The sequence below is a fragment of the Clostridium sp. C8 genome (genome assembly GCF_001010885.1).
GTDB classification, from domain to species: Bacteria; Bacillota; Clostridia; order Clostridiales; family Clostridiaceae; genus Clostridium; species Clostridium sartagoforme.
In genome coordinates, this window is record NZ_LBMX01000084.1 from 21,387 (window position 1) to 42,907 (window position 21,521).

The following is a 21,521-nucleotide window of genomic DNA, read 5'->3' on the forward strand; positions in this document are numbered from 1 at the left end:
CTCCTAATTAAAAGTAAGTAATGATAATAACTTATTTAAGTAACCTGTCATCATAAAAATTCCTATTAAGATTAATAGTATTCCTGATATTGTATTTATAATTTTATAATTTTTCTTAATAAATTTAAAAGTTCCCTTTAGTGTCTCAATTAGTATAGCAGAAATTATAAATGGAATTCCAAGCCCTAAACTATAACTTAGTAACATAAAGGTTCCTCGAACAGAATCCTGGCTATTTGCAGCTAACATTAAAGCCGATCCCAGAAAAGTGCCTACACAAGGTGTCCATCCTACTGCAAATATCATTCCAAATAAAATAGATGCTGTTAAATTAAGATTATTTAAATTATTTTTATTTTTTAATTTAAAGCTTCTTTGCAAGATATTTATTTTCAAAATCCCAATATAATTTAATCCAAACATAATTAATAGCGCTCCGGCTATAACATTAAAAGTTTTAATATATTTTTGTATAAATACACCAAAGCTTCCTGCTACTGCTCCTAATAATGTAAAAATAATTGAAAATCCAATTACAAATCCTATAGAATTCATTAATGCGTTATTATTAGTTCTTTCTTCATTTTCCTTATTATCTCCTATAAAATATGAAATATATATAGGCAACATTGGTAAAATGCATGGTGAGATAAAAGTTATTATACCTTCTAAAAATGAAATAAAATAGTCCACAACATCACCTCTTTTCTTTTGGATAGTATATCATAATATTAGGAATTATTGAATAAGTTATTTTTTTAACCTATAAAACATCAAATTCTCAATAAAGTTAAACTCATATCAAAATGTAGCTTTAGGAATTGAAGTTTCTTCTTATACAAGACTATTCGCCTTTAATTTTATTTGTGAAATATAAAAATAGATATTGTAAACTAATATAGCCTATAATATCTATTTTCTAAAAATTCTTCTGTTATTAAGTTTTTTATCTTATTTTTCTAAATTTAACTTTATAACTTCTAAATCCTCTTCATTTATTTCAAGTAATTTTATTATGGTTTCTTCATCTAACCCTAAATTTCTAAGATTTAAAAATCTAGTTGTTATTGTTTCTAATTCAACTTCTCTCTTGACTCCCACTTAAAATCCCCCTTTTTTGAATTAACAATTAAAAATGCACAATAGATTTAAATTGTGAATATAAAGGCTACGATAAATAGATATGTTTCATAAGCTAAATAGCTACGCAAAGAAGTACTAGGCTCGGAGAACTACTATGCCAAGAGTTTTGGTTAAACTCGCTGCCCTCAGACAAACCAACAACACTAAGGCATAGTAGCTCTTCCTTCACCAAGCACCTCTAGTTTCTCGCTATATGCTTATTTCACCGTCTATTTACCTTCGCCAACTTATATTAAGAATTTAAATTAATAATAAATTAAGTTATTAGTAAAAAATAATTGGTGAGGGACATTAAAATTTAGTTAAGCGTAGCAGACTATAATTTAACTTGTTCCCTGTTACCTTTTACCTGACACCTGTTCCCTTATTCCCTGTTACCTAAAAAAATAAAACAACTGTGCACTGTGCCTTGTGAACTGTGAACTGAAAAATGCTTGTCATTTTTTTACTATTCTTCATCATGGTTGAAGTCTTTTCCTGATTTCATTGCTATTCTTTCCGCCACTAGATTTTTCAATAAAAAGTTAACGGTCCACTCCCTTGATGTTTCTGTAACTGTAGCTTTTAATACATTATTTATTCTAAACTTCTTAATATTTTCAATAAATGTTCCCATCTTTGCACCTGGAATATTATTAAATATTATTGCTTTATTTTTTACTCCATCTTCTGAATCAGATAATATATTATTTTCTAATATATCTTTTACAATTGAATTTCCATTTTTATAATTTAATATTATTTTATCTTTTATTCCAAACATTCCTGCAAGATTGCTAATTGTTTTTACTTCCTTTGCATTAAAGTTACATAAAATAATACAGCTTCTTCCATCTCTTACTTCTGTATCTTTCATATCTAATTTTTCAAATGACATATTCTTCTCCTTTTCATTAAGTATATTATATATTTAATATAATATATAAATACTAAAAATTAAGCAATATTGAATTTTTTCTTATAATTTTATTATGTATATTTAAAGCTTAATTTTGAATAGCAAGACTTCTATATAAACTTTTTATTGTTATTATTAAATCAAATATTATTACAAAACTGAAGATAAGATTTGATATTCTAAAACCCTTTTCTAAACTTAAATATATACTATTTATTATAGGTTGAACTACATTTAAACCTATATAGCATAGTACAAACCAATAAAAAGAAAATCTTAGTGTTATTAATCCTTTATAGTTCATCTTAAGATTTGAATAATCCCAATATTGTTTGTTAAACATTTCCTTTAATAAATACCCACTTATAAACTCTACTGCTGTAGGAACTATAAAATATAGTATAAGCTTTAATACTATGTTAATATTAAGATATTTATCACATAATACTAAAATAGTAAAAGCAATTCCATACATTGGTTTATATGGCCCCTTCATAAATCTTTCTTTATTAAAACTTCCAGATACAACATAGCTATACAAGCCTTCAATTAACCATCCTATAATTGAATATAATATTAAGTTAAATATAATAAAATTTATTATAGTCATTATATACACCAACCTTTAGTAATTTTAACTTTAGTTTAACCAAAATATCTTTATTAATTCCCCCTTCCCCCTTTTTATTTTTCTAACAACTTCTTTTTTAAACTCCTATAATTACTATCTTTTTTATAGTGTAACTTTTATAATTTGTAAGAATAAAATGGAATTATATATTATTTGTAAAGGAAATGAGAAAAATAGAAAATAATAATTATAAAAAAGTTAAGCTTATATTGTTAGTATTACTAGGGGCTAACTTAATTGTTGCCGTTTCTAAAATATTAATTGGTTTAGTAATAAATAGTTCCAGTGTAATGGCTGATGGGTTTCATTCTATTTCTGATAGTGCTTCAAATATAATAGGTATAATAGGTATTGTTTTAGCATCTAGGCCTAAAGATAGCTCGCATCCATATGGTCATAAAAAATTTGAAACAATTGCAAGTATGTTCATTGGAACTATGCTCTTATTTATATCTTTTAGCGTTATTAAATCTTCAATTTACAAGTTGTTTAATCCATCTATACTAGAAATTAGTGTAGAGAGCTTAGTTATTATATTATTAACATTATTTATTAATATATTTGTTGCAGTTTATGAAAACAAACAAGGAATTAAACTTAATAGTCAACTACTAATTGCAGATTCTCTTCATACTAAAAGTGATATATTTGTTTCTAGCGGAGTTTTAATAACATTATTATGTATAAAATTAGGATTTCCTCCTATAGTTGATACAATAACTTCTTTTATAGTTTCTCTTTTCATACTTCATGCTTCTTACGAAATATTTAAAGATAATATTTCTCCTTTAACTGATAAAGTAATATTAGATGAAGAAATAGTTATTGATATTTTAGAAGAATTTGATGATATTAAAGATGTTCACAATATACGCTCTAGAGGTTTTAAAGATTATGTGTTTTTAGATATGCATATTAAAGTTGATTCTAATTTAAATATTGATGAAGCACATAGTTTAGTTCATAAAATTGAAAATACTTTAATTAACAAGCTGGGCAAAAAAATAGATGTAATAATTCATGTAGAACCAAATAAAAAATAACTTTATTTTATCAAATTAAAATGACTAGTTATACAGTATAAAACATATAACTAGTCATTTTTAAGTTAAAAATATTGGTTATTCGGTGGGTTCACCTTAATATATTCTATTATGTTTAAGTAGTACTCTCCATCATATTCTATTTTTCCTAAGACTTTTATCCATTGTCCATCATTAAAGTTATCTTTACTAATTGACTTTAAACCTATAATTACAGAATCTGCCACACAACAATTCATTTCTTCTCTTGCTAAAAGAAACTTTTGTTCATTATTATGTCTATGAACAAATCCAGTAAATATTATATATTTTCCTAAAAATTCTTCTCCACCTTCATCTATTTCTTCTATTATATGATGATTTTCATACGATATTTCTAGAGCCTCATCTGCTATCTTATTTTTAAAACTATAAACATTTATATTCATACTCTCTTGTATTATAAAATCATTTAATAATATAAATACTCCTATTGTTAAAGTCAATATTATTGGTAGATAGCTAATAGAACTATCTTTTCTCGAATTGAAACTTATTACTTTATATATTTGTGCTAAAATAAGTATCGGTAATATTATTAAAGCTATCCATAAATTCTTTGCAGTTTTTGCGCTTAAAAACCTATATATATACCCTGAAAATAATAAATATCCAATAAATGTTGTAAGCAGTATTAATATTAATAACCATATAAACTCATCCACATTAAATTTCTTCATACTACCTCCTTATATGATTATTGATAAAGCTATTGAAAAACCTAGTACAATTAGGGGAATTAATATTATAAGCTTAAGTGCAAAGCCTTTCTTAAAATAAGATCCAATTATTATAGAGTTTTTCAAATCCAGCATTGGTCCAAGTATTAAAAATGCTGAAGTAGCTGGTAATCCAAAATGGTTTAAAAATCCTCTTGCTATAAATGCATCTGCTTCTGAACATAAAGAAAGTAAAAATGATAATGTCATCATTATAATTATAGGTATATACTTTCCACCTGACATTATATTTAACATATCTTTATCAACCATTACTATAAATGAACTAGATAAAAAAGAGCCTAATATGTAATACTTCAATATATTAGAAAATTCCTTATTAGCGTGTTCTAAGCATAATCTTATTTTAGATTTATTATAAAAATAATTAGTTGCTACACATCCACAATCACACATGATATCATAATTATTGTTATTTTTTATTATATCCTTATTCTTTGTAGATAATATATCCATTAAACTTCCTATTACTATAGCACATACTATTCCCCCTAAAACTCTTATTAAAGCCACTTTTATTCCACTAAATGCATAAAAAGTTGATAATATAACTACAGGATTTACAATAGGAACAGAAAGCATGAAGACTATTGCTACTCCAATGGGCACCCCTTTTTTTATTAAGCTTTTTGCAATGGTTACTATAGCACATTCACATATAGGTATAAAAACTCCTATTAATGCAGCAAATAACATAGATATAAATTTATTTTTAGGTAAGATTCTTTTTACTAACTCCTCTGAAATATACATTTGTATTATTGCTGAAACTAAAGCTCCAATTAATATAAATGGCAACGCTTCTAATATCATACTAATAAATGTATTGGCCCATTTTTCTAATATAGTTATATTCATTTTTTGTATTCCCCCTTATTAAAAAGAGTTTTAAACTTTCTAGTTAATTTGCTTTCTTTAAAGTAATTACTTGCATCCAAATCGTCTTTTAAATTATTTATACTAAAAGATTTTATTATAGGTGCTGTAAAATTTATATTTTCTATAGTTTTTACTATAGTTTCTTTCTTCTCTTCATTCATATAATTTATATTATTTAATATTATAAGCTTACTTGATTGAATAAATGGAATTATAAGTTCTCCTATATTCTTTATATATACATCCAAATTCCTACAGTCTCCCACATAATAGTTCCCATAGAAGCTTGTCTTTTCTTTTATTTTTTTATCCTTAAGTAAATCAGTTACTATGTTCAAATTATGTGTTCCATTAAATTCAATTATTATTCTATTATATTTCTCCTCTTGTATTTCCTTTAATAACAGTTCTTTTATATTATTAACTTTTTCTAGATATACGACTTTAACATAATTTAAATTTCTTACTATATTAGTAGTTCCTTTTTCTAAAAGAACTACTAATATTTTTTCATTCTTACATACTTCTGTTGTTAAATAAGAATTTATAAAAGATGTTTTTCCAGAGCTTAGGAATCCACTTACTATTTCTAATTTACTCTTCACTTTTTACTCCTTATTTAAAAAGACTTTTTAGTTGATCTTTATTTAATTTAATTCCTATAAAAGAAATCACACTTTTAGATTCATTTTTTATTTCTCTAATTTGAAATTCATCTTTTACAAAATCAAATTGTCCATTACTGCCATCCAATAGCGTTACTATCCCTTTTGCTCTTAATACATCACCATAAGTCTTTGATGATGATATAAACTTAAATTTAGATATTAACTCTAATTTTGATATTTTAGCTTTTGGATAAATAGCAAAAGTCTCAAAAATTTCATCTGCTTTTTTATGCTCTTCAATTCTTTTACTTAGTTTAGCTTTATTCAACTTGCTTCCTTTTATATTTATAGCTTCATATTTACTAGCTTCTAAATGATTATTTTCTAGTATAAATTTCCCTTCTAATTTACTCCATTCATCAGTTATTATAATTGCTTCTTTATTTAATCTCTTGATTCTTGAAATAATATCTCCAAAATCTTGGGAATTTAACTTTTGAGTTCTGCTTAACACTATTTTCTTTGCATTTATTATTTGATTTTCATAAAATTCTTTAAAGTTTTCAATATAACTATTAAATTTTTCTGGATCTATTACTGTTATTATATTGTCTATAACTACCTTTTCATTTAAACTTTCATCATTAAAAACTTTAACTATATCAGTTAATTTTGCAACTCCTGAAGGTTCAACTATTATTCTATCTGGTTTGTATTCTTTAATAACCTCTAAAATTGCTGATTTAAAATCTCCTGTAACTTGACAACAAATACATCCTGAATTTATTTCCTTTACCTCTATATTAGACGCTCTTAAAATTGCTGCATCGATACTAACTTCTCCAAATTCATTTTCTATAATTGCTATATTATTTTCATAAGCTCCTTCTGTAATAAGTTTTTTCATAAGAAAAGTCTTGCCAGCGCCTAAAAAACCTGAATAAATATCTATTTTTATTTTCATTTCACACCTCTATATAAAACTTACTTATATAATGTTCTAAACATTTTATGTGATAAAATCAAATTATATTACTACTTTTATTAGTAAAATATGAAATTAATATAAATAAAGAAAAGCATGAATTGATTAATCAATTCATGCTTTTCTTTATTTGTATTAATTCCCGTTATTATTTAAAGTAATATTTTCAAATGAGTTTGTTAATATGAATTTTCCATCTCCAAATTTTATAAATTTAACCGATATCTTATCTCCAACAGAACTTAATGCGACTTCTCTTGATGTTTCCGTGGAAACTGAAAATATATTATTATTTCCCTTAATTTTTATATCATAAATACTAGTTCCATCCTTAACTACTACTCCAATTCTCTCAATCTCTCCTTCTAAAGTTTCTTCATTATTACTTCCTTCAAGTGAAATATTAGTATCAGTCAATCCTTCTAAATATTTATTAAGAGTTCCTTGTAACGAATCCGCAACCCCTACTATATTATAGTTCTCAACATTTACCATAGCATATTGCTTAACTAATCCATTAGAGTCCTTTAAAGTCATAAAATAAGTTGGTTCGTTTTGTATATTTATTAAATACGGAAAAGTAGCTGTATATCCATACTGTTGAACTTTCCCTTCTGCTGACTTCATACTTGCTATTTCTGTTGCTCCTGAAGTTTTATACATATTTGCTTCACCAGTTCTAGTATTAGTTAGCATAAATCCTACCAATCCTTCATCATTTCCTACTGATGTTATTCCTGTATAATAATAACATTCTTCATTATTAAATATTAAATTCATTCCTTCGGTAGCCTTTAATTTATCCTTATCACTAAAGTTAAATATTCCATGTATAAGTTCTCCCCATTTATTTATATAGTTTTCTATATATCTATCTGGTTGAATTCTGTCTATCCATTTTGGTGCATCTTCTATTGAATAAATATTAGAATCCCCATTTTGAGCGTCTAGTACCAATACTCCTATTGCTTTTGATTCAGATAATCCAATAGCATTATCATATCTTGTAATTACCCAGTACGGATTACCTTCATCATCTAATTCAAATGTAAAATCAGTATGACCTGCTTTCATATCTCTTAAATAAGCTGCTCTTCGTAAATCACTAAAAAGATACGCTGAATCTAAATATTTTATTTTAATATCTTTTCCATTTACTTCAGTTACCAATTGAATATCACTTTGATTTGTTGCACTTATTTTTATATAGCCTGTGGTTCCTTCTTTATTGGTAAACCACTTAAATAATGATGAATGCTCTAATGGAGCAACATAGTAAAGTTGTCCAGAGATACTTTGTAATGTTAAATCTCCAATTTCTACTTGGCTACCTAGACTAGGAATCTCCCCCAACTTTTTATCTGCTAATTTATATGCTAAATCTTTATCTATTGTTGGTAATTGTTTTAGATCTATATGATCTATTTCATTAGTAAACTCAATACTTTTTACATCACCAATTAGCTTTCTATGAGCCTTGTAACTCACTATAGGACTAAATACTCCCATTAGAATAATATATACTCCTGCCACTATTAATGCAATATTCATATATTTTTTACTAAATGTAAAAGTAGAATAAATTAATGTTACTAAAACAAATGTTGCAACAATATAAAATGAGTTCAACGTAATATCAAATACTAACTTACCATTAAAAAATAAAAATATTGCTACTATTGAATAAGTTATTAATAGCCAAGTTACGTATTTTAAAAATGATCCTTCTTTTGGTGTAAAGTTCCTTATATTATCCATTTTAATCCCCCGATATTTTTTACTTTATTATATAGTATATATTGCAATATAATGCGATGTTTGTAAATATATTTCTTTAAAATATTTATACATATTTGAAGACTCAAGTATTATTCTGTGTACCTTTCTAAAAATTCAACATCCTTACTGAATTTTATTAAATATAATTTTAAAATATTGTATAATAAATTAAAACAATTTCACTGAAATTTGAAATAGAATATATAGTCTAGTAATATAAAAAAGTCTGTAATAAACATTTGCTTATTACAGACTTTTTTTAGTTACTATTTACCCCATTGATTATTTGTAGCTGTCTTTTTTGCTCCATGACTTCCACTTTCATCAATATGTTTTTTTTCTTCTGATTTTTTATTTTTATTGCAACCACATCCATTAGTCATATCAAACACCTCCTATAACTTACACTATTATTATTTGCCTATAGACTTATTTTAATGTTATAAAAAATGTTCAATATATGGATTAATAATTAATGAAAAACTTTATTTCCCAAATAAATTTACGCAATTATTTATATTTAATAAAAGTTTTAAATATTAATAATTGGAGTTAGATTCAGTTCCTTCACATATTGCTATTGAAGCTGATGCACCTATTCTTGTCGCACCATTTTCAATCATAGCTAAAGCATCTGCATTAGTTCTTACTCCACCTGAAGCCTTAACTCCAAGATCAGGTCCTACTGTTTCTCTCATTAACTTTATATCCCTTGCTGTAGCTCCGCCAGTGCTGAATCCTGTAGATGTCTTAACAAAATCTGCTCCTGCTTCCTTTGACAACTTGCAAGCAGTTATCTTTTCTTCATCAGTTAATAAACAAGTTTCTATTATAACTTTAGTTAAAGCTTTTCCTTTTGCCGCATTAACAACAGCTTCTATATCTTTCTTTACATATTCTAAATTTCCCTCTTTAAGTTTTCCAACATTTATAACCATATCAACTTCTGTTGCACCTTTTTTAATTGTGTCTTCTGTTTCGAAAGCCTTTACTTCTGTTGTTGTTGCTCCTAAAGGAAAACCTATTACTGTACAAACCTTTACTTCACTACCCTTTAATATTTCTGCAGCTTTTTCAACCATAGAAGGATTTACACATACTGATGCAAAATTATATTCCAAAGCTTCAGTGCAAAGTTTTTCTACCTCCACTTCAGTTGCTTCTGCTTTTAATATTGTATGGTCTATCATTCTTGCTAAATCTTTTTTATTCATTTAATATTATCCTCCTGTATCTCAAGTTTATCTTTCAGGAATTTATTATAAATGAAAAACAATAGTAAATAAAGCTAGTTTATAAATAAATATATTAATTTATATTTTGTTTAAAATAACTTTAATTGTTCTATAGTATTTTCTTTAAATGATGATATAGAAATTCCTATTAACCTAATTCCTTGAGTTATTTCTTCATTATCTAGTATTTCCCTACATGTATTATATATATCCTTAAAGTTATTTGTATAATAATTTAGTGTTTTGCTTCTAGTATGACTTTGGAAATCACTTGTTTTATATTTTACTGTAATTGTTTTTCCTTCAACATTATCTCTTAAAAGACTTTTACTTATTTCTCTAGAAAAATTTTCTAAATACATTAATAATTCTTCTTTTTCATTAGTATCACTCTTTAGTGTTCTCTCTCTCCCATAAGACTTTCTATCCCTTTCAATTTTAACCTCTCTATTATCAATACCTCTTATTCTATCGTAGATTTCCAATCCATATTTACCTAAGTATTCTATATAAAAATTTTTAGGCATTTCATATAAATCCTTAACTAGAAATATTCCTATATTATTTAGTTTTTCTACTGATTTTTTACCAAGTCCATGTATCTTTGAAATAGGCAATGGTAAAAGTATTTCTGGAATCATATTTTTCGTTATAATTTTTATTCCATTTGGCTTATTCCAATCTGAAGCTAATTTTGCTAAAAATTTATTATATGATATGCCTACAGAAATAGTTAGTCCAATCTCTTTAAAAACTCTATTTTTTATATATTTTGCAGCTTCCATTCCATTATCAAAATTACTATTAGTTATGTCTAAATAAGCTTCATCAATTGAAAGTGGTTCTATAATTTCTGTAACATCTCTTAAAATATTAAAAATCTGCCCCGAAACTTCTTTATATCTAAACATTCTTGTTCTTAAATATATACCATTTGGACATAATTTTTGTGCTATAAATATCGGCATTGCAGAATGCACTCCATATTTTCTAGCTTCATATGAACATGTTGATACAACTCCTCTTTCACTTACTCCACCAACGATTACTGGCTTACCCCTAAGTTTTTTATTATCAAGTTGTTCAACTGATGCAAAAAAGGCATCCATATCTACATGTAAAATTACCTTTTCCATATTTTCTCCTTTTTACGCTAGAGCTTCTGCAAACATTCCTTTATTTTTAGATTTTATAAAACAATATACCCCTAAGGCTAATAACTCATCTATATAATTTCTATTTTCAGATATCGTTGAAAATGATATTATTGTTATTGCTATAATATTCCTAAACCCTTTATCCATATAATATTCATATTCACTTTCTTCTTCACAAAGCATATCTACTACGTCTTCAATTAAATCAGAACTTTTTCTTATATCGTTATTAGTTAGCATTCCAAGTAAAGGTAAAAATTGTTGTGCTAATTTTATATCTCTTTTTTCTAGCTGTAATATAAACTCTATAGTCTTGTACATGTGCCCTGAAGATCCATTTAACATTATAGCATTTGTTAACCCCTGAATACCATTCTTAGATTTTATATTTAATTCTGCCATATGAGTATAAATACTTTCTATAAATTCATCAATTGTACTTACATCAATATCATTTAATGCCCATAATGCACAAACTAAATAATCATCTTCTCCAGTAATATTATAATATTTTTCTTTTAATAAAATATATACATCCTTCATTTTATTAACTATTTCATATTTATCCTTATTATATCCATATTTAGCTATAACAAAAGCTGCTAATATTAAATAATCACATTCATTAAATCCTTTAAATTTTAGTGTTTCCATCGTTTCATATATATCTTCTATTAGCTTGTACTCATTTGTTTCTTCCAATGCTATTAATAAAGATAAAATATAAAGCATTTCCCCTCTAAATGGTGAAACTCTTGATGAAGTAGATTTTATATATTTTCTAATTTCTTTTACTTTTTCAAACGGAATTTCTTTTTCATAATGAGTAAAAACTAAAGATGCAAAATGATTAATTAAATCTCCATCATTTCTTAAATCCTCTTTTGCAGCTCTATAATTCTCAATCGTTAAATTAACTTTGTCTATGAGAAGTTTTTCCATATTAATACTCCCTCACTTTACTTTAAGCATATTAATTCCCCAAGACTATTATACTATAAAAATTGTGTCAGTTTCATAACAAAATTATAACATTTTCTGAAATTTAACTTAAAGAAGCCAAGGTAAGGTTTTAATCTTACCTTGGCACTTAAACTTATCTTTTGTTCATTTAGATTCAAATTTAATTATCTAACTTTAACTAACAGCAACAGAATAATAATGCAAGAGCTGTTAATCCAAATAAACCTCCACAGCCACAACCGAATCCACATCCACATCCACCAAATCCACATGAACAACAATTGGAGGAGTTAGAAATATTCTCATATGGTGGTACACTTCCATTTCTATCAAATATAAAAATTAATTTTATAGTATTATCACAGTCTGTTACATAAGTTTGTGGATACTTACATAAGAATCTTGAAAGTGCAGGATTAAAAGATCTTACTATTATAGCAAATTCTTCTGGCATAGAATTTCTACTCAATCCGCAACCCCTACTAATATTTCCTGATGATAAATCACAATTACCGCTATTTAAGTCATTATTACCACAACTAGTACAACTTAATTCATCAAAATTAAAATTTTCTACTCCGAAGGACTCACTTTCATTAATAATGCTATTATCAAATGTATCAGTATCAAAATCAGAAATATTAAAATTATCCATATCCCAATTATCAAAACCAATATTATTACAACATGGATTTCTTCTTATTACTCTTATAGGACTAGAAATTGATAATAAATTATTACATGGAAGAGCCGGGGCCGGTAAAACACCATCACAATTCCTTACTATAATATTTATTTTTATTCCTTTTCCGCATATACATCCAGGTAAATTTCTTCTTAACGCTCTTCCAAAGGCTCCATCTGCACAAATTGATAAATTACATTCTGTTCCTGTAGATAAAGTATTACGTCTTACTCTTGTTAAACATATTCTCATTTGTATTCTCTCCTTTTATCTTGAAGTTTAGATAATACATAATATGTGTAACTTCCTTTATTGTTTACCCTATGTAAATTTATTATTTTAGTTATATATATGAATTTTTATTAGTACAATTATACGTAGAAATAATTTTGAAAGGAATACCAATGGCTAATAAAAAATTCTCTTTATTAAAATCTTCTAATAGTTCGTTAGTAGAAGAAGATACTATAATAAAAAAAAAGGAAGACTATCCAATAATAGATACAGAGGTAATAGAATTTATAACTAAAGAATTTCCTAAAGCTTCTATAGAAATAGCAAATTCTTTAACAAATTTAAAAAATACTTTAGAAAAATCTATAGATTTTATTGAAGATACATCTAGTTCAATAATAAAAAATGAAAGAAACTTTAATTTAAGTGGCAAATATAGAGAAATATCTGTAAGGCTTTATGATATTAGTATTAGTATTGAAAAATATATTGATTGGATGGATAGTATTAGAAATAAAAATGAAAAATTTGACTCTACCACAAAAAAAGAGGAAGAGGAATATCTCCCCTTAGATGAGTCTATTCTTAATAATTATTTAGAAATATATAATGATTTTACTGATAAAACACCATTATCATTTAAGTTAGATAACTTTAAAGTCCAGAGTGATGACTGGAATGATATAGTTATAAAAACTGCTGATATTCTTAATAAAAATTATAAATTTTCAAGGGATATAATGTATTATAACATAACTTTACCAGAGATTATTTCTAAAAAGTCTCCTGAGAATGAATTCAGAGATACAATAATTGAAATGTTAATAGAATATAAGATAGATTTATCAAAATATTTAATTTTAGTTAAATAAACTTTGAATAATAATTATATTTAAGTAAATAATATAAATGGATGCAATATAAATAGTATCCTCTTAGTATTATGAAAAAGATGAATGAATTATAAAATCATTCATCTTTTTTGTTTTTAATAAGTCATAAAAATTGATACACAAATAACTTTTTATATATTCATTAAAATCTTATAAACTTCTTATATAGAAATCTTTATTATAAATTTCCTTATCATATTTTATTTCAATATCATTGCATAACTTCTCATCTTGCTTAGCTATTACAAACCTTACTTCATTAATAGTAACCTCAAAGTCCTCATCTGAAATAAAATCTGCATATAAATCGTAAGCAGGTTTTCCGCATCCAACAGCCACTACCTTTACTCTTATATGATTATGCTCACTTTTTTCAATTTCTTTTAACAAAGCTTTTTGTGTTATTTCATTAAATACTATATTCATTACTTTCTCCCTTTCTATATTTTGATAATATCAAATAATTTAAAATGAAACTTTTTCAAATTAAATATTTTCAACTACTAATTTTAAATGAAAAAGATAAAATAGTGAAGGTAATAATAATATTTTGCTTTACAAAATCCTGTCACTATAAAAAACTTAATCATATATTATAATGATAAATAATTTAAAGGAGTTATTATGAAAGGTGATTATAAAGATCTTCAAGATAGTTATTCATTAGGTTTGCCTTATCCTAAAATTAAAGTATATGATAAAAATTCTATTTATGCTGATTTAATAAAAAAAAGCTATGCTGGAGAGGTTTCTGAGTTAACTGCTATTACCCAGTATACTTATCATCAATTAATAACTAGTGATTATATCAAAAATACTTTAAAGGGAATTGCAATCGTTGAAATGCATCACTTAGAAATTTTAGGAGAATTACTGATAGCTTTGGGCGAAAACCCAACTTTCTTACTAAGAAAAAAAAATAAAGACCTTTATTGGAGTTCGAAATTTATAGCCAAAGATATTTGTTTAAAAGAAATTTTATTATCTGATATTAAGAGTGAAAGGGAAGCAATTGAACAATATAGAAAGACTGCTAATATAATTGATGACGAAAATATCATTGCAATTATTAATAGAATAATCTTAGATGAAGAACTTCATATAAAAATTTTAAGTAATTTATATGAAAAAGAAATAGGTAAATAATAAATTTATTTTTTTATTTAACAAATTATATAATTATGTTATAATGACCTTGTTATTATAATTATTTTATTATGAAATATTTCTTAGATATAAAGGAGTTTTAATTATGGGTTTCAAAGATAAAATGAGTAAATACTTTACAGATGCATATATGGATAAATATGGAGATAGAATGACTAGTTCTGCTGGTACTGTTTTATCTGTAAAAATTGAAGAAAAGAACATATTAGGAATTTTAAGAATTTTAACTGCTCATATTTTAGTTAAACCAGATATGGGTAAAGGTGTAGTTAAAACTCAATACAAGGCTAGAAAGTGGTTTAAAAAGCCAACTTTTATTGATGTTAAACAAGGTCATAAAATAATCATCATGGGAATTGAAGGTGAAAAAGGAAAATCTGATTCTGAAGTTATCACTATTTCCAATATAGCTAACTTAACTACAAAGAAAGATTTACATCCATTTGATCACAGTCAGATAAAAAAAGCTAGACAACAAGCAACTCGAATGAGAGCGAGATAAATCAATTAACAATGTACAATTTGGGAAGATTTTTAGTAAACTTAAAATCAAAATTTTAAATTAAGGCTGATAAAAACTTTGTTTTTTATCAGCCTTAATTGTTAATAGTTAATTGCTTCCTTTATTGAAAAATAACTACTTCTGTTTCTTCTGTTTCTTCTATTGCTTTATTTACTAGTTCATCTATATTTAATACACTTTCTGATTCTCTTATTGATTCTACTCTTGGCTTTGTTTTTGGATGCTTTGGAACAAATATAGTACAACAATCTTCGTATGGTAATATTGAAGTTTCATATGTTCCTATTCCTCTTGCTATATCCATTATATCTGTTTTATCCATAGCTATTAGTGGTCTAAATACGGGTCTATCAGCACAATCATTACTTACCATTAAGCCTTCCATAGTTTGGCTAGCAACTTGCCCTATACTCTCTCCTGTTGCTACTGATTGGATGCCATATTTTTCTGCTAAACCACAAGCAACTCTCATCATAAATCTTCTCATTATTATTGTTAATTCATCTTCTCTACATCCATTTATTATTGCCATTTGTATTTCTGTAAATGGTACTATATGCAATTTAACCTTTTCTGTATAAGTAGAAAGTATTTTAGCTAAATCTTTAACCTTATCCTTTGCTCTTTCAGAAGTATAAGGGTGGCTATGATAATAAACACAATGTAATTCTACACCTCTTCTAGCCATTAAATATCCCGCAACAGGTGAATCTATCCCACCAGATAACATAAGCATAGTGCTTCCATTTATTCCATATGGTAAACCACCAGCACCTTTAATTTTATCTTTTGTTGTATATATGTATGCATTTTCTCTAATTTCTATATTTACTAGACATTCTGGATTTTTAACTTTAACTTCTAATCCATCCATATGATAAACTACATATGCTCCAACTTCCTTAGAAGTCTCTAATGAATTTTTAGGGAATACCTTATTTGCCCTATTCGTTTCTATCTTAAAGTTTTTAGGATTAGCATCCTTAACTTTTTTTAACGCTTCTTCTTTTATTGCTTGCATATCTCTTGGTACTTCTGTTACTATACAAACTTCAGCAACACCAAAAACTTTTCTTACTCTTTCAGTAGCTTCTTCTATATCATCTGCTTTAATAAAATATCTGCCTTGATCAGAAATTAATTCATAATTAATTCCCTTTAATTTTTTCTTTATATTATCTCTTAATTTTTTTTCAAACTTATTTCTATTTAAGCCCTTTAAAAAAATCTCTGATGCATATTTTACTAATATTAATTTATTCATTTTTTTACTCTCCTTAAAAAATTTAATGAACCCTTTAAAACTTCTACAACTTCATCAACTTCTTCTTTAGTATTAAACCTTGAAAATGAAAATCTTATAGCACTTTCTATTTCTTTTTTTTCTAATCCTAAAGCTCTTATTACATAACTTCCAGATGATGCACTAGTTTTTGAAGTACATGCAGATCCAGTAGCCACAAATATATCTTTATCTTCTAATAAATGAAGTAAAACTTCTGCTCTTACACCTATAAATGAAACATTTAATATGTAAGGTGTAAAATCTTCTCTTAAAGGACTGTTTATTCTTAAATCATCTATTTCTTGTAACTTTTCTATCATATATTGTTTTAAATTTTTTACATAGTTAAAGTTTTCTTCTTGATTAATAAAAGTTATTTCTGCTGCCTTATGTAAACCAATTATAGCTGGAACATTTTGAGTTCCACCTCTAAATCCACCTTCTTGACTTCCGCCATTTATTAATGAATTTAAAACTATACCCTTTTTTATATAACAAAACCCTATTCCCTTTGGTCCGTGAATTTTATGTCCAGAAATTGATAGCATATCTATATTCATCTTCTTTACATTTATATTTAGTTTTCCATAAGATTGAACTGCATCAACATGAAACTTTGCTCTAGAACTTTTTTCTTTTATAATACTACCTATTTCTTCTATATGCTGTATTGTTCCTATTTCATTATTTACATGCATTATAGAAACTAATACAGTATCTTTACATATAACTTCCTTCAATTCATCTAAAGATATTTTCCCATCTCTATTAACATCTAAATATGTGACTTTAACACCAATTTTTTCAAGCTCCTTATATGTCATCAAAACTGAATGATGCTCAAATACAGTTGTTATAACATGATGTCCTGGCTTTACTAATCCTTTTATTATTAAATTATTTGCTTCACTACCACCTGATGTAAAATATATTTCTTCTTTTGATGCATTTATGCTTTTACCTAAGAAATCTCTTGCTTCTGTAAGCTTCCTTTCAGCTTTCATTCCTATCTTATGGAGAGATGATGGATTTCCGAAATATTCCTCCATTGCAGTTACTACTTCTTCTATAACTTTTCTATATGGTTTTGTTGTTGAGCTATTGTCAAAATAAATATCCAAACTTTATCCCTCCCTATGTATAAAATATCATTATATATGTATTAATCTTTGCTATATTTCTTAAATAAATCTACCAATTTTTAATAATATAAAATAATAATTCTATAAACTATTAATTCACCATATATTATTATCTCTTTTTATGTCCAAAACTACTATATCAAATTTCAAAAAATAAATAAAGGCTTAATTTCTAATATATTCATATAAAATGACTCTTGCTTTATAATGAGAATATATTTAGAAATAGCCTTTTTTCATTTATTTTTCTTTTTCATATTTTTGTATTCTATCATAAGTATTATAGTTGTAGTTAAAAGTACCATTGATATTGATAATAATATTTCTAACAAAAGCTATTCTCCTATAAATCACTATATTATATTTTATATATTTTATTAATAAATAATTACATTTTATATTAAAATAAAACTTTAACTAAATTTATTTATTAAATCTAAAGTGTAAAATAAGATTTAATTTTTATTTATGATTTTTTATAAATAAAAATAAGGTTGCTATATATGTAATCTATACACACTTCAACAACCTATTTGCAAGATATCAAAACTTCTAAGAAGAAGCTTTAAACTTATTAAATTTATTCCATAGCTACAAATTCTACTTTCTCCACATCTTTTACTTTAGATAAATCTTCAAGCAAAGTTTTTAAATCTCCCTTAAGTGAAGAGGTATCAATTGTCAAACTTAAATTTGCTTTTTTATTCATGGGGATTCCTTGATTAATTGTTATTATACTTCCACCTTCTTCTGAAATATAGTTCAATATTCCTGAAAGTACACCTTTATTATCATTTATCATCATATTAATAGTTACCTTCTGCCCCTGCTCAGTTTCTGATAAAGCAAAAACTGAATCCTTGTATTTATAATAGACACTCCTGCTTATACTAACAGTTTTAGCCGCTTCCGTAACATCTTTAACATTACCTTCCTTTAGCAGCCTTTTAGCGTCTACTACTTTCTCATAAACTTCTGGTAAAACTCTTTTATCTACAACTAAAAAATTACCTTTCATTAGTATCTCCTTCAAAAGTCATAGCCCCATGATTATTAATACAAAGCTTTTTTATATCCCAAGGAATACTTTTGCTTTCTAAAAATTTTTTTATATTAGAAAATATATTTTTATCATCTTTATTTACAATTGCCATAATCGTAGGTCCTGCTCCACTTAAAAAACATCCTAAAGCTCCTAGTTCCATGCACTTATTATAAACTAAATCATAATCTTTTATTAATGGGCTTCTATATTTCTCATGAATTGAATCTTTACAACAATATTTCAGCAAATCATAGCTTCCATTTGAAAAACTGGAAATCATTAAGGCTACCCTACTTATATTATATACAGCATCTTTAAATTCTACCTTAGATGGTAGAGCACTTCTAGATAATGCTGTAGAGAGTTCAAAGTTTGGAATTAAAGCAATAAAGTTAATTCCATTTTTTACGTCTATCTTATTATAAATAACATTATCTTCTTCCATAACTGATACTACCATACCACCAAATAAAGCTGGTGCTATATTATCTGGATGACCTTCAATTTCAACTCCAATTCTAAAAAGTTCCTCTAAGCTCAACAAGTTATTCATAATATAGTTAGCACCTAAAAGCCCTGCAATTATACAACTAGAACTCGATCCTAATCCTCTTGATATAGGTATATCTTCTTTTATCAGCTTTATATTTAGCCCTTTAGGTTTAAAATTGTATTTTTCAAAACATATCTTCATAGATTTATAAACTATATTTTTTTCATTACAAAATTCTTCTTTAAATCCGTAAAATTTAATACCATTTTCACCTTCTGAAAATTCATACTCATTAGACAAATCAAAAGCTATCCCTAGAGAATCAAAACCAGGACCCATATTAGCTGATGTTGCCGGCACTTTAACTTTTATCATGTTTTCCTCCCAAAAAGTCTTTAAGAGCTTGTCTCATATCGTCAAAATCACACGCAAAATTATGAAGAACATCTTTATTATCTAGTCCAATTAAATTGTTAGGAACTTTTATTTTACAAAACTTATTTAACTTTTCTATTGCTTCAAAATCTCCATTTTCTTCATTATCTATTTCTAAAGCTTTTGTTATACTTCTTGGAAACTTATATGGACTTGCTGTTGAAGCAATCAAACATTTAGTAGTGTCATTTGTATCTTTAATATACTTATCTAACACTACATATCCTACAGCAGTATGAGTATCCATTAAATAGCCCTCTTTATTATATAAATCTTTTATTGCCTTATAAACTTCTTCTGTGTTAGCATTTTCTCCATAAAAGTCTTTTAAAAAACTTTTGTATTTCCCATTAATACTATACACCCCATTAAGGTTCAATTCCTTCATTAAAGATTTTATTTCATCAGAATTTCTACCACTTGCTTCAAACAAAAGCCTTTCCAAATTTGATGAGACTAATATATCCATAGATGGAGATTCTGTTACTACGAGTTCTCTTCTTCTATCATATATTCCTTTTTTGAAGAAATCAGTTAAAACCTTATTTTCATTAGATGCACATATAAATTTTGCAATAGGAAGCCCCATTTCCTTTGCATAATACGCAGCTAATATATTCCCAAAATTTCCAGTGGGAACTACAACATTTATTTTATCGCCCAATTTTATTTTTTGCTTATTTACTAATTGAAAGTATCCATAAAAATAATATATTATTTGTGGAATTAATCTTCCAATATTAATTGAGTTTGCAGAAGATAATCTAAATCCTTTAGATAATAATTCTTCTTTAAACTTATCATCCCCAAATATTTCTTTTACGCCCCTTTGTGCTTCATCGAAATTACCCCTAATTCCAACTACATTTACATTTTCACCTTCTTGTGTTATCATTTGCCTTTCTTGTACTGCACTTACCTTATCCTTTGGATAGTACACCATAACTTTAAATCCTTCTACTCCACTAAAACCTTCTAAGGCAGCTTTTCCAGTATCCCCAGAAGTAGCTGCTAAAATCACTATTTCTTCTTTGATATTTTGTTTTGTTTTTGCAATTTTCATTATTTGTGGAAGAAATAATAGAGCTGCATCTTTAAAGGCTGATGTAGGTCCATGATACAATTCTAAAAATCCATTTTTCTCTATTACTTTAAATCGATTTTTATATGCTTTATTAATGGCAATTTTGATTTCATTTTCAGTGAAATCTGTAAAAAATGCTTTAACAATTTCAAAAGAAATTTCTTCATAGCTAAGATTTTCTTTATCTTTTATTTTTTCATATAATCTTGGAAATTCTTCTGGAACATATAACCCGCCGCTCTTAGAAATTCCTCTTATAATAGCTTGCGAGGAAGATACATAAGACTCCTCTCCTCTAGTACTAATAAACCTCATAAAATCACCCCAAATCAAAGGTTATTATCCTTTAGGATTATATTACCATGTTCTCTGTCTAAACACAAGTGTTTTTGTTTTAAAAACACTTGTTTCTTTATATAAAATAAAAATATAGGA

The 21,521-nt window shown here is 26.1% G+C and carries 23 protein-coding genes; 4 read left to right on the top strand and 19 right to left on the bottom strand.

The features are described 5' to 3' along the window. Positions 1-3 precede the first annotated feature (3 nt). From AAT22_RS13240 to AAT22_RS13250, 4 genes are all read right to left on the bottom strand, one after another. Entirely contained in the window at positions 4-693 is a 690-nt protein-coding gene (locus AAT22_RS13240) for a cytochrome c biogenesis protein CcdA (RefSeq protein ID WP_047001571.1), read from the bottom strand. Positions 694-951: 258 nt separating this feature from the next. Further along, positions 952-1,101, bottom strand: coding sequence for a hypothetical protein (locus AAT22_RS19160; protein WP_156174332.1), 150 nt, complete (start codon positions 1,099-1,101; stop codon positions 952-954). 490 nt (positions 1,102-1,591) lie between these two features. Further along, on the bottom strand, positions 1,592-2,020 hold the full coding sequence (locus AAT22_RS13245) for a DUF3783 domain-containing protein (protein WP_016206544.1): 429 nt from the start codon (positions 2,018-2,020) through the stop codon (positions 1,592-1,594). Between the two features lie 109 nt (positions 2,021-2,129). Continuing rightward, positions 2,130-2,651, bottom strand: coding sequence for a putative ABC transporter permease (locus AAT22_RS13250; RefSeq protein ID WP_016206545.1), 522 nt, complete (start codon positions 2,649-2,651; stop codon positions 2,130-2,132). 185 nt (positions 2,652-2,836) lie between these two features. Here AAT22_RS13250 and AAT22_RS13255 point away from each other — a divergent pair, with 185 nt between their 5' ends. After that, a complete protein-coding gene (locus tag AAT22_RS13255; protein WP_016206546.1) occupies positions 2,837-3,715 on the top strand; it encodes a cation diffusion facilitator family transporter in 879 nt (292 codons plus the stop codon). Between the two features lie 65 nt (positions 3,716-3,780). Here AAT22_RS13255 and AAT22_RS13260 read toward each other — a convergent pair whose 3' ends face one another. From AAT22_RS13260 to AAT22_RS13300, 9 genes are all read right to left on the bottom strand, one after another. Next, positions 3,781-4,434 carry a membrane-spanning protein gene (locus tag AAT22_RS13260; RefSeq protein WP_047001572.1) on the bottom strand — a complete coding sequence of 218 codons (654 nt, stop codon included), beginning with the start codon at positions 4,432-4,434 and terminating at the stop codon, positions 3,781-3,783. 9 nt (positions 4,435-4,443) lie between these two features. Beyond that, positions 4,444-5,352 carry a permease gene (locus AAT22_RS13265; RefSeq protein ID WP_047001573.1) on the bottom strand — a complete coding sequence of 303 codons (909 nt, stop codon included), beginning with the start codon at positions 5,350-5,352 and terminating at the stop codon, positions 4,444-4,446. Continuing rightward, entirely contained in the window at positions 5,349-5,978 is a 630-nt protein-coding gene (locus AAT22_RS13270; RefSeq protein ID WP_052953964.1) for a GTP-binding protein, read from the bottom strand. The genes AAT22_RS13265 and AAT22_RS13270 overlap by 4 nt, the downstream gene beginning before the upstream one ends. Before the next feature lie 10 nt (positions 5,979-5,988). Continuing rightward, positions 5,989-6,945 (bottom strand): GTP-binding protein, encoded by a 957-nt coding sequence (locus tag AAT22_RS13275; protein WP_047001574.1) that lies wholly within the window; start codon positions 6,943-6,945, stop codon positions 5,989-5,991. 156 nt (positions 6,946-7,101) lie between these two features. Continuing rightward, positions 7,102-8,724: a hypothetical protein gene (locus tag AAT22_RS13280; RefSeq protein ID WP_047001575.1), complete on the bottom strand. Its 1,623-nt coding sequence runs from the start codon at positions 8,722-8,724 to the stop codon at positions 7,102-7,104. Between the two features lie 560 nt (positions 8,725-9,284). Further along, the gene (gene deoC, locus AAT22_RS13285; protein ID WP_047001576.1) at positions 9,285-9,959 is read right to left on the bottom strand and encodes a deoxyribose-phosphate aldolase; all 675 of its coding nucleotides are present in this window, start codon (positions 9,957-9,959) and stop codon (positions 9,285-9,287) included. Between the two features lie 110 nt (positions 9,960-10,069). Then, positions 10,070-11,116, bottom strand: a complete 1,047-nt coding sequence (locus tag AAT22_RS13290; RefSeq protein WP_047001577.1) for a DNA polymerase IV — start codon at positions 11,114-11,116, stop codon at positions 10,070-10,072. Between the two features lie 12 nt (positions 11,117-11,128). After that, entirely contained in the window at positions 11,129-12,079 is a 951-nt protein-coding gene (locus AAT22_RS13295; RefSeq protein WP_016206554.1) for a DUF4003 family protein, read from the bottom strand. A 199-nt stretch (positions 12,080-12,278) separates the two neighbouring features. Then, positions 12,279-13,037, bottom strand: coding sequence for a hypothetical protein (locus AAT22_RS13300; RefSeq protein ID WP_047001578.1), 759 nt, complete (start codon positions 13,035-13,037; stop codon positions 12,279-12,281). 152 nt (positions 13,038-13,189) lie between these two features. Here AAT22_RS13300 and AAT22_RS13305 point away from each other — a divergent pair, with 152 nt between their 5' ends. Then, positions 13,190-13,891: a hypothetical protein gene (locus AAT22_RS13305; RefSeq protein ID WP_052953965.1), complete on the top strand. Its 702-nt coding sequence runs from the start codon at positions 13,190-13,192 to the stop codon at positions 13,889-13,891. A gap of 171 nt (positions 13,892-14,062) precedes the next feature. Here the strand turns inward: AAT22_RS13305 and AAT22_RS13310 are convergent, their stop codons facing one another. Further along, on the bottom strand, positions 14,063-14,338 hold the full coding sequence (locus AAT22_RS13310; protein WP_016206557.1) for a hypothetical protein: 276 nt from the start codon (positions 14,336-14,338) through the stop codon (positions 14,063-14,065). A gap of 198 nt (positions 14,339-14,536) precedes the next feature. On the opposite strand from AAT22_RS13310, the gene AAT22_RS13315 reads away from it, so the two are divergent. Both AAT22_RS13315 and AAT22_RS13320 read left to right on the top strand, forming a co-directional pair. Beyond that, positions 14,537-15,058, top strand: a complete 522-nt coding sequence (locus tag AAT22_RS13315; RefSeq protein ID WP_047001579.1) for a ferritin family protein — start codon at positions 14,537-14,539, stop codon at positions 15,056-15,058. 106 nt (positions 15,059-15,164) lie between these two features. Then, the gene (locus tag AAT22_RS13320; protein WP_047001580.1) at positions 15,165-15,581 is read left to right on the top strand and encodes a hypothetical protein; all 417 of its coding nucleotides are present in this window, start codon (positions 15,165-15,167) and stop codon (positions 15,579-15,581) included. A gap of 121 nt (positions 15,582-15,702) precedes the next feature. On the opposite strand, the gene thiI is transcribed toward AAT22_RS13320, so the two are convergent. The 5 genes from thiI to thrC all read right to left on the bottom strand — a co-directional run bounded on the left by thiI (position 15,703) and on the right by thrC (position 21,401). Continuing rightward, the gene (gene thiI / locus AAT22_RS13325; RefSeq protein ID WP_047001581.1) at positions 15,703-16,866 is read right to left on the bottom strand and encodes a tRNA uracil 4-sulfurtransferase ThiI; all 1,164 of its coding nucleotides are present in this window, start codon (positions 16,864-16,866) and stop codon (positions 15,703-15,705) included. Continuing rightward, positions 16,863-18,008, bottom strand: coding sequence for a cysteine desulfurase family protein (locus AAT22_RS13330; protein ID WP_047001582.1), 1,146 nt, complete (start codon positions 18,006-18,008; stop codon positions 16,863-16,865). Before AAT22_RS13330 ends, thiI begins: the two co-directional genes overlap by 4 nt. A gap of 601 nt (positions 18,009-18,609) precedes the next feature. Next, a complete protein-coding gene (locus AAT22_RS13335) occupies positions 18,610-19,047 on the bottom strand; it encodes an ACT domain-containing protein (RefSeq protein WP_047001583.1) in 438 nt (145 codons plus the stop codon). After that, positions 19,037-19,942, bottom strand: a complete 906-nt coding sequence (thrB, locus tag AAT22_RS13340) for a homoserine kinase (RefSeq protein ID WP_047001584.1) — start codon at positions 19,940-19,942, stop codon at positions 19,037-19,039. Before thrB ends, AAT22_RS13335 begins: the two co-directional genes overlap by 11 nt. Further along, the gene (thrC, locus tag AAT22_RS13345) at positions 19,929-21,401 is read right to left on the bottom strand and encodes a threonine synthase (RefSeq protein WP_016206564.1); all 1,473 of its coding nucleotides are present in this window, start codon (positions 21,399-21,401) and stop codon (positions 19,929-19,931) included. The genes thrB and thrC overlap by 14 nt, the downstream gene beginning before the upstream one ends. Positions 21,402-21,521 lie beyond the last annotated feature (120 nt).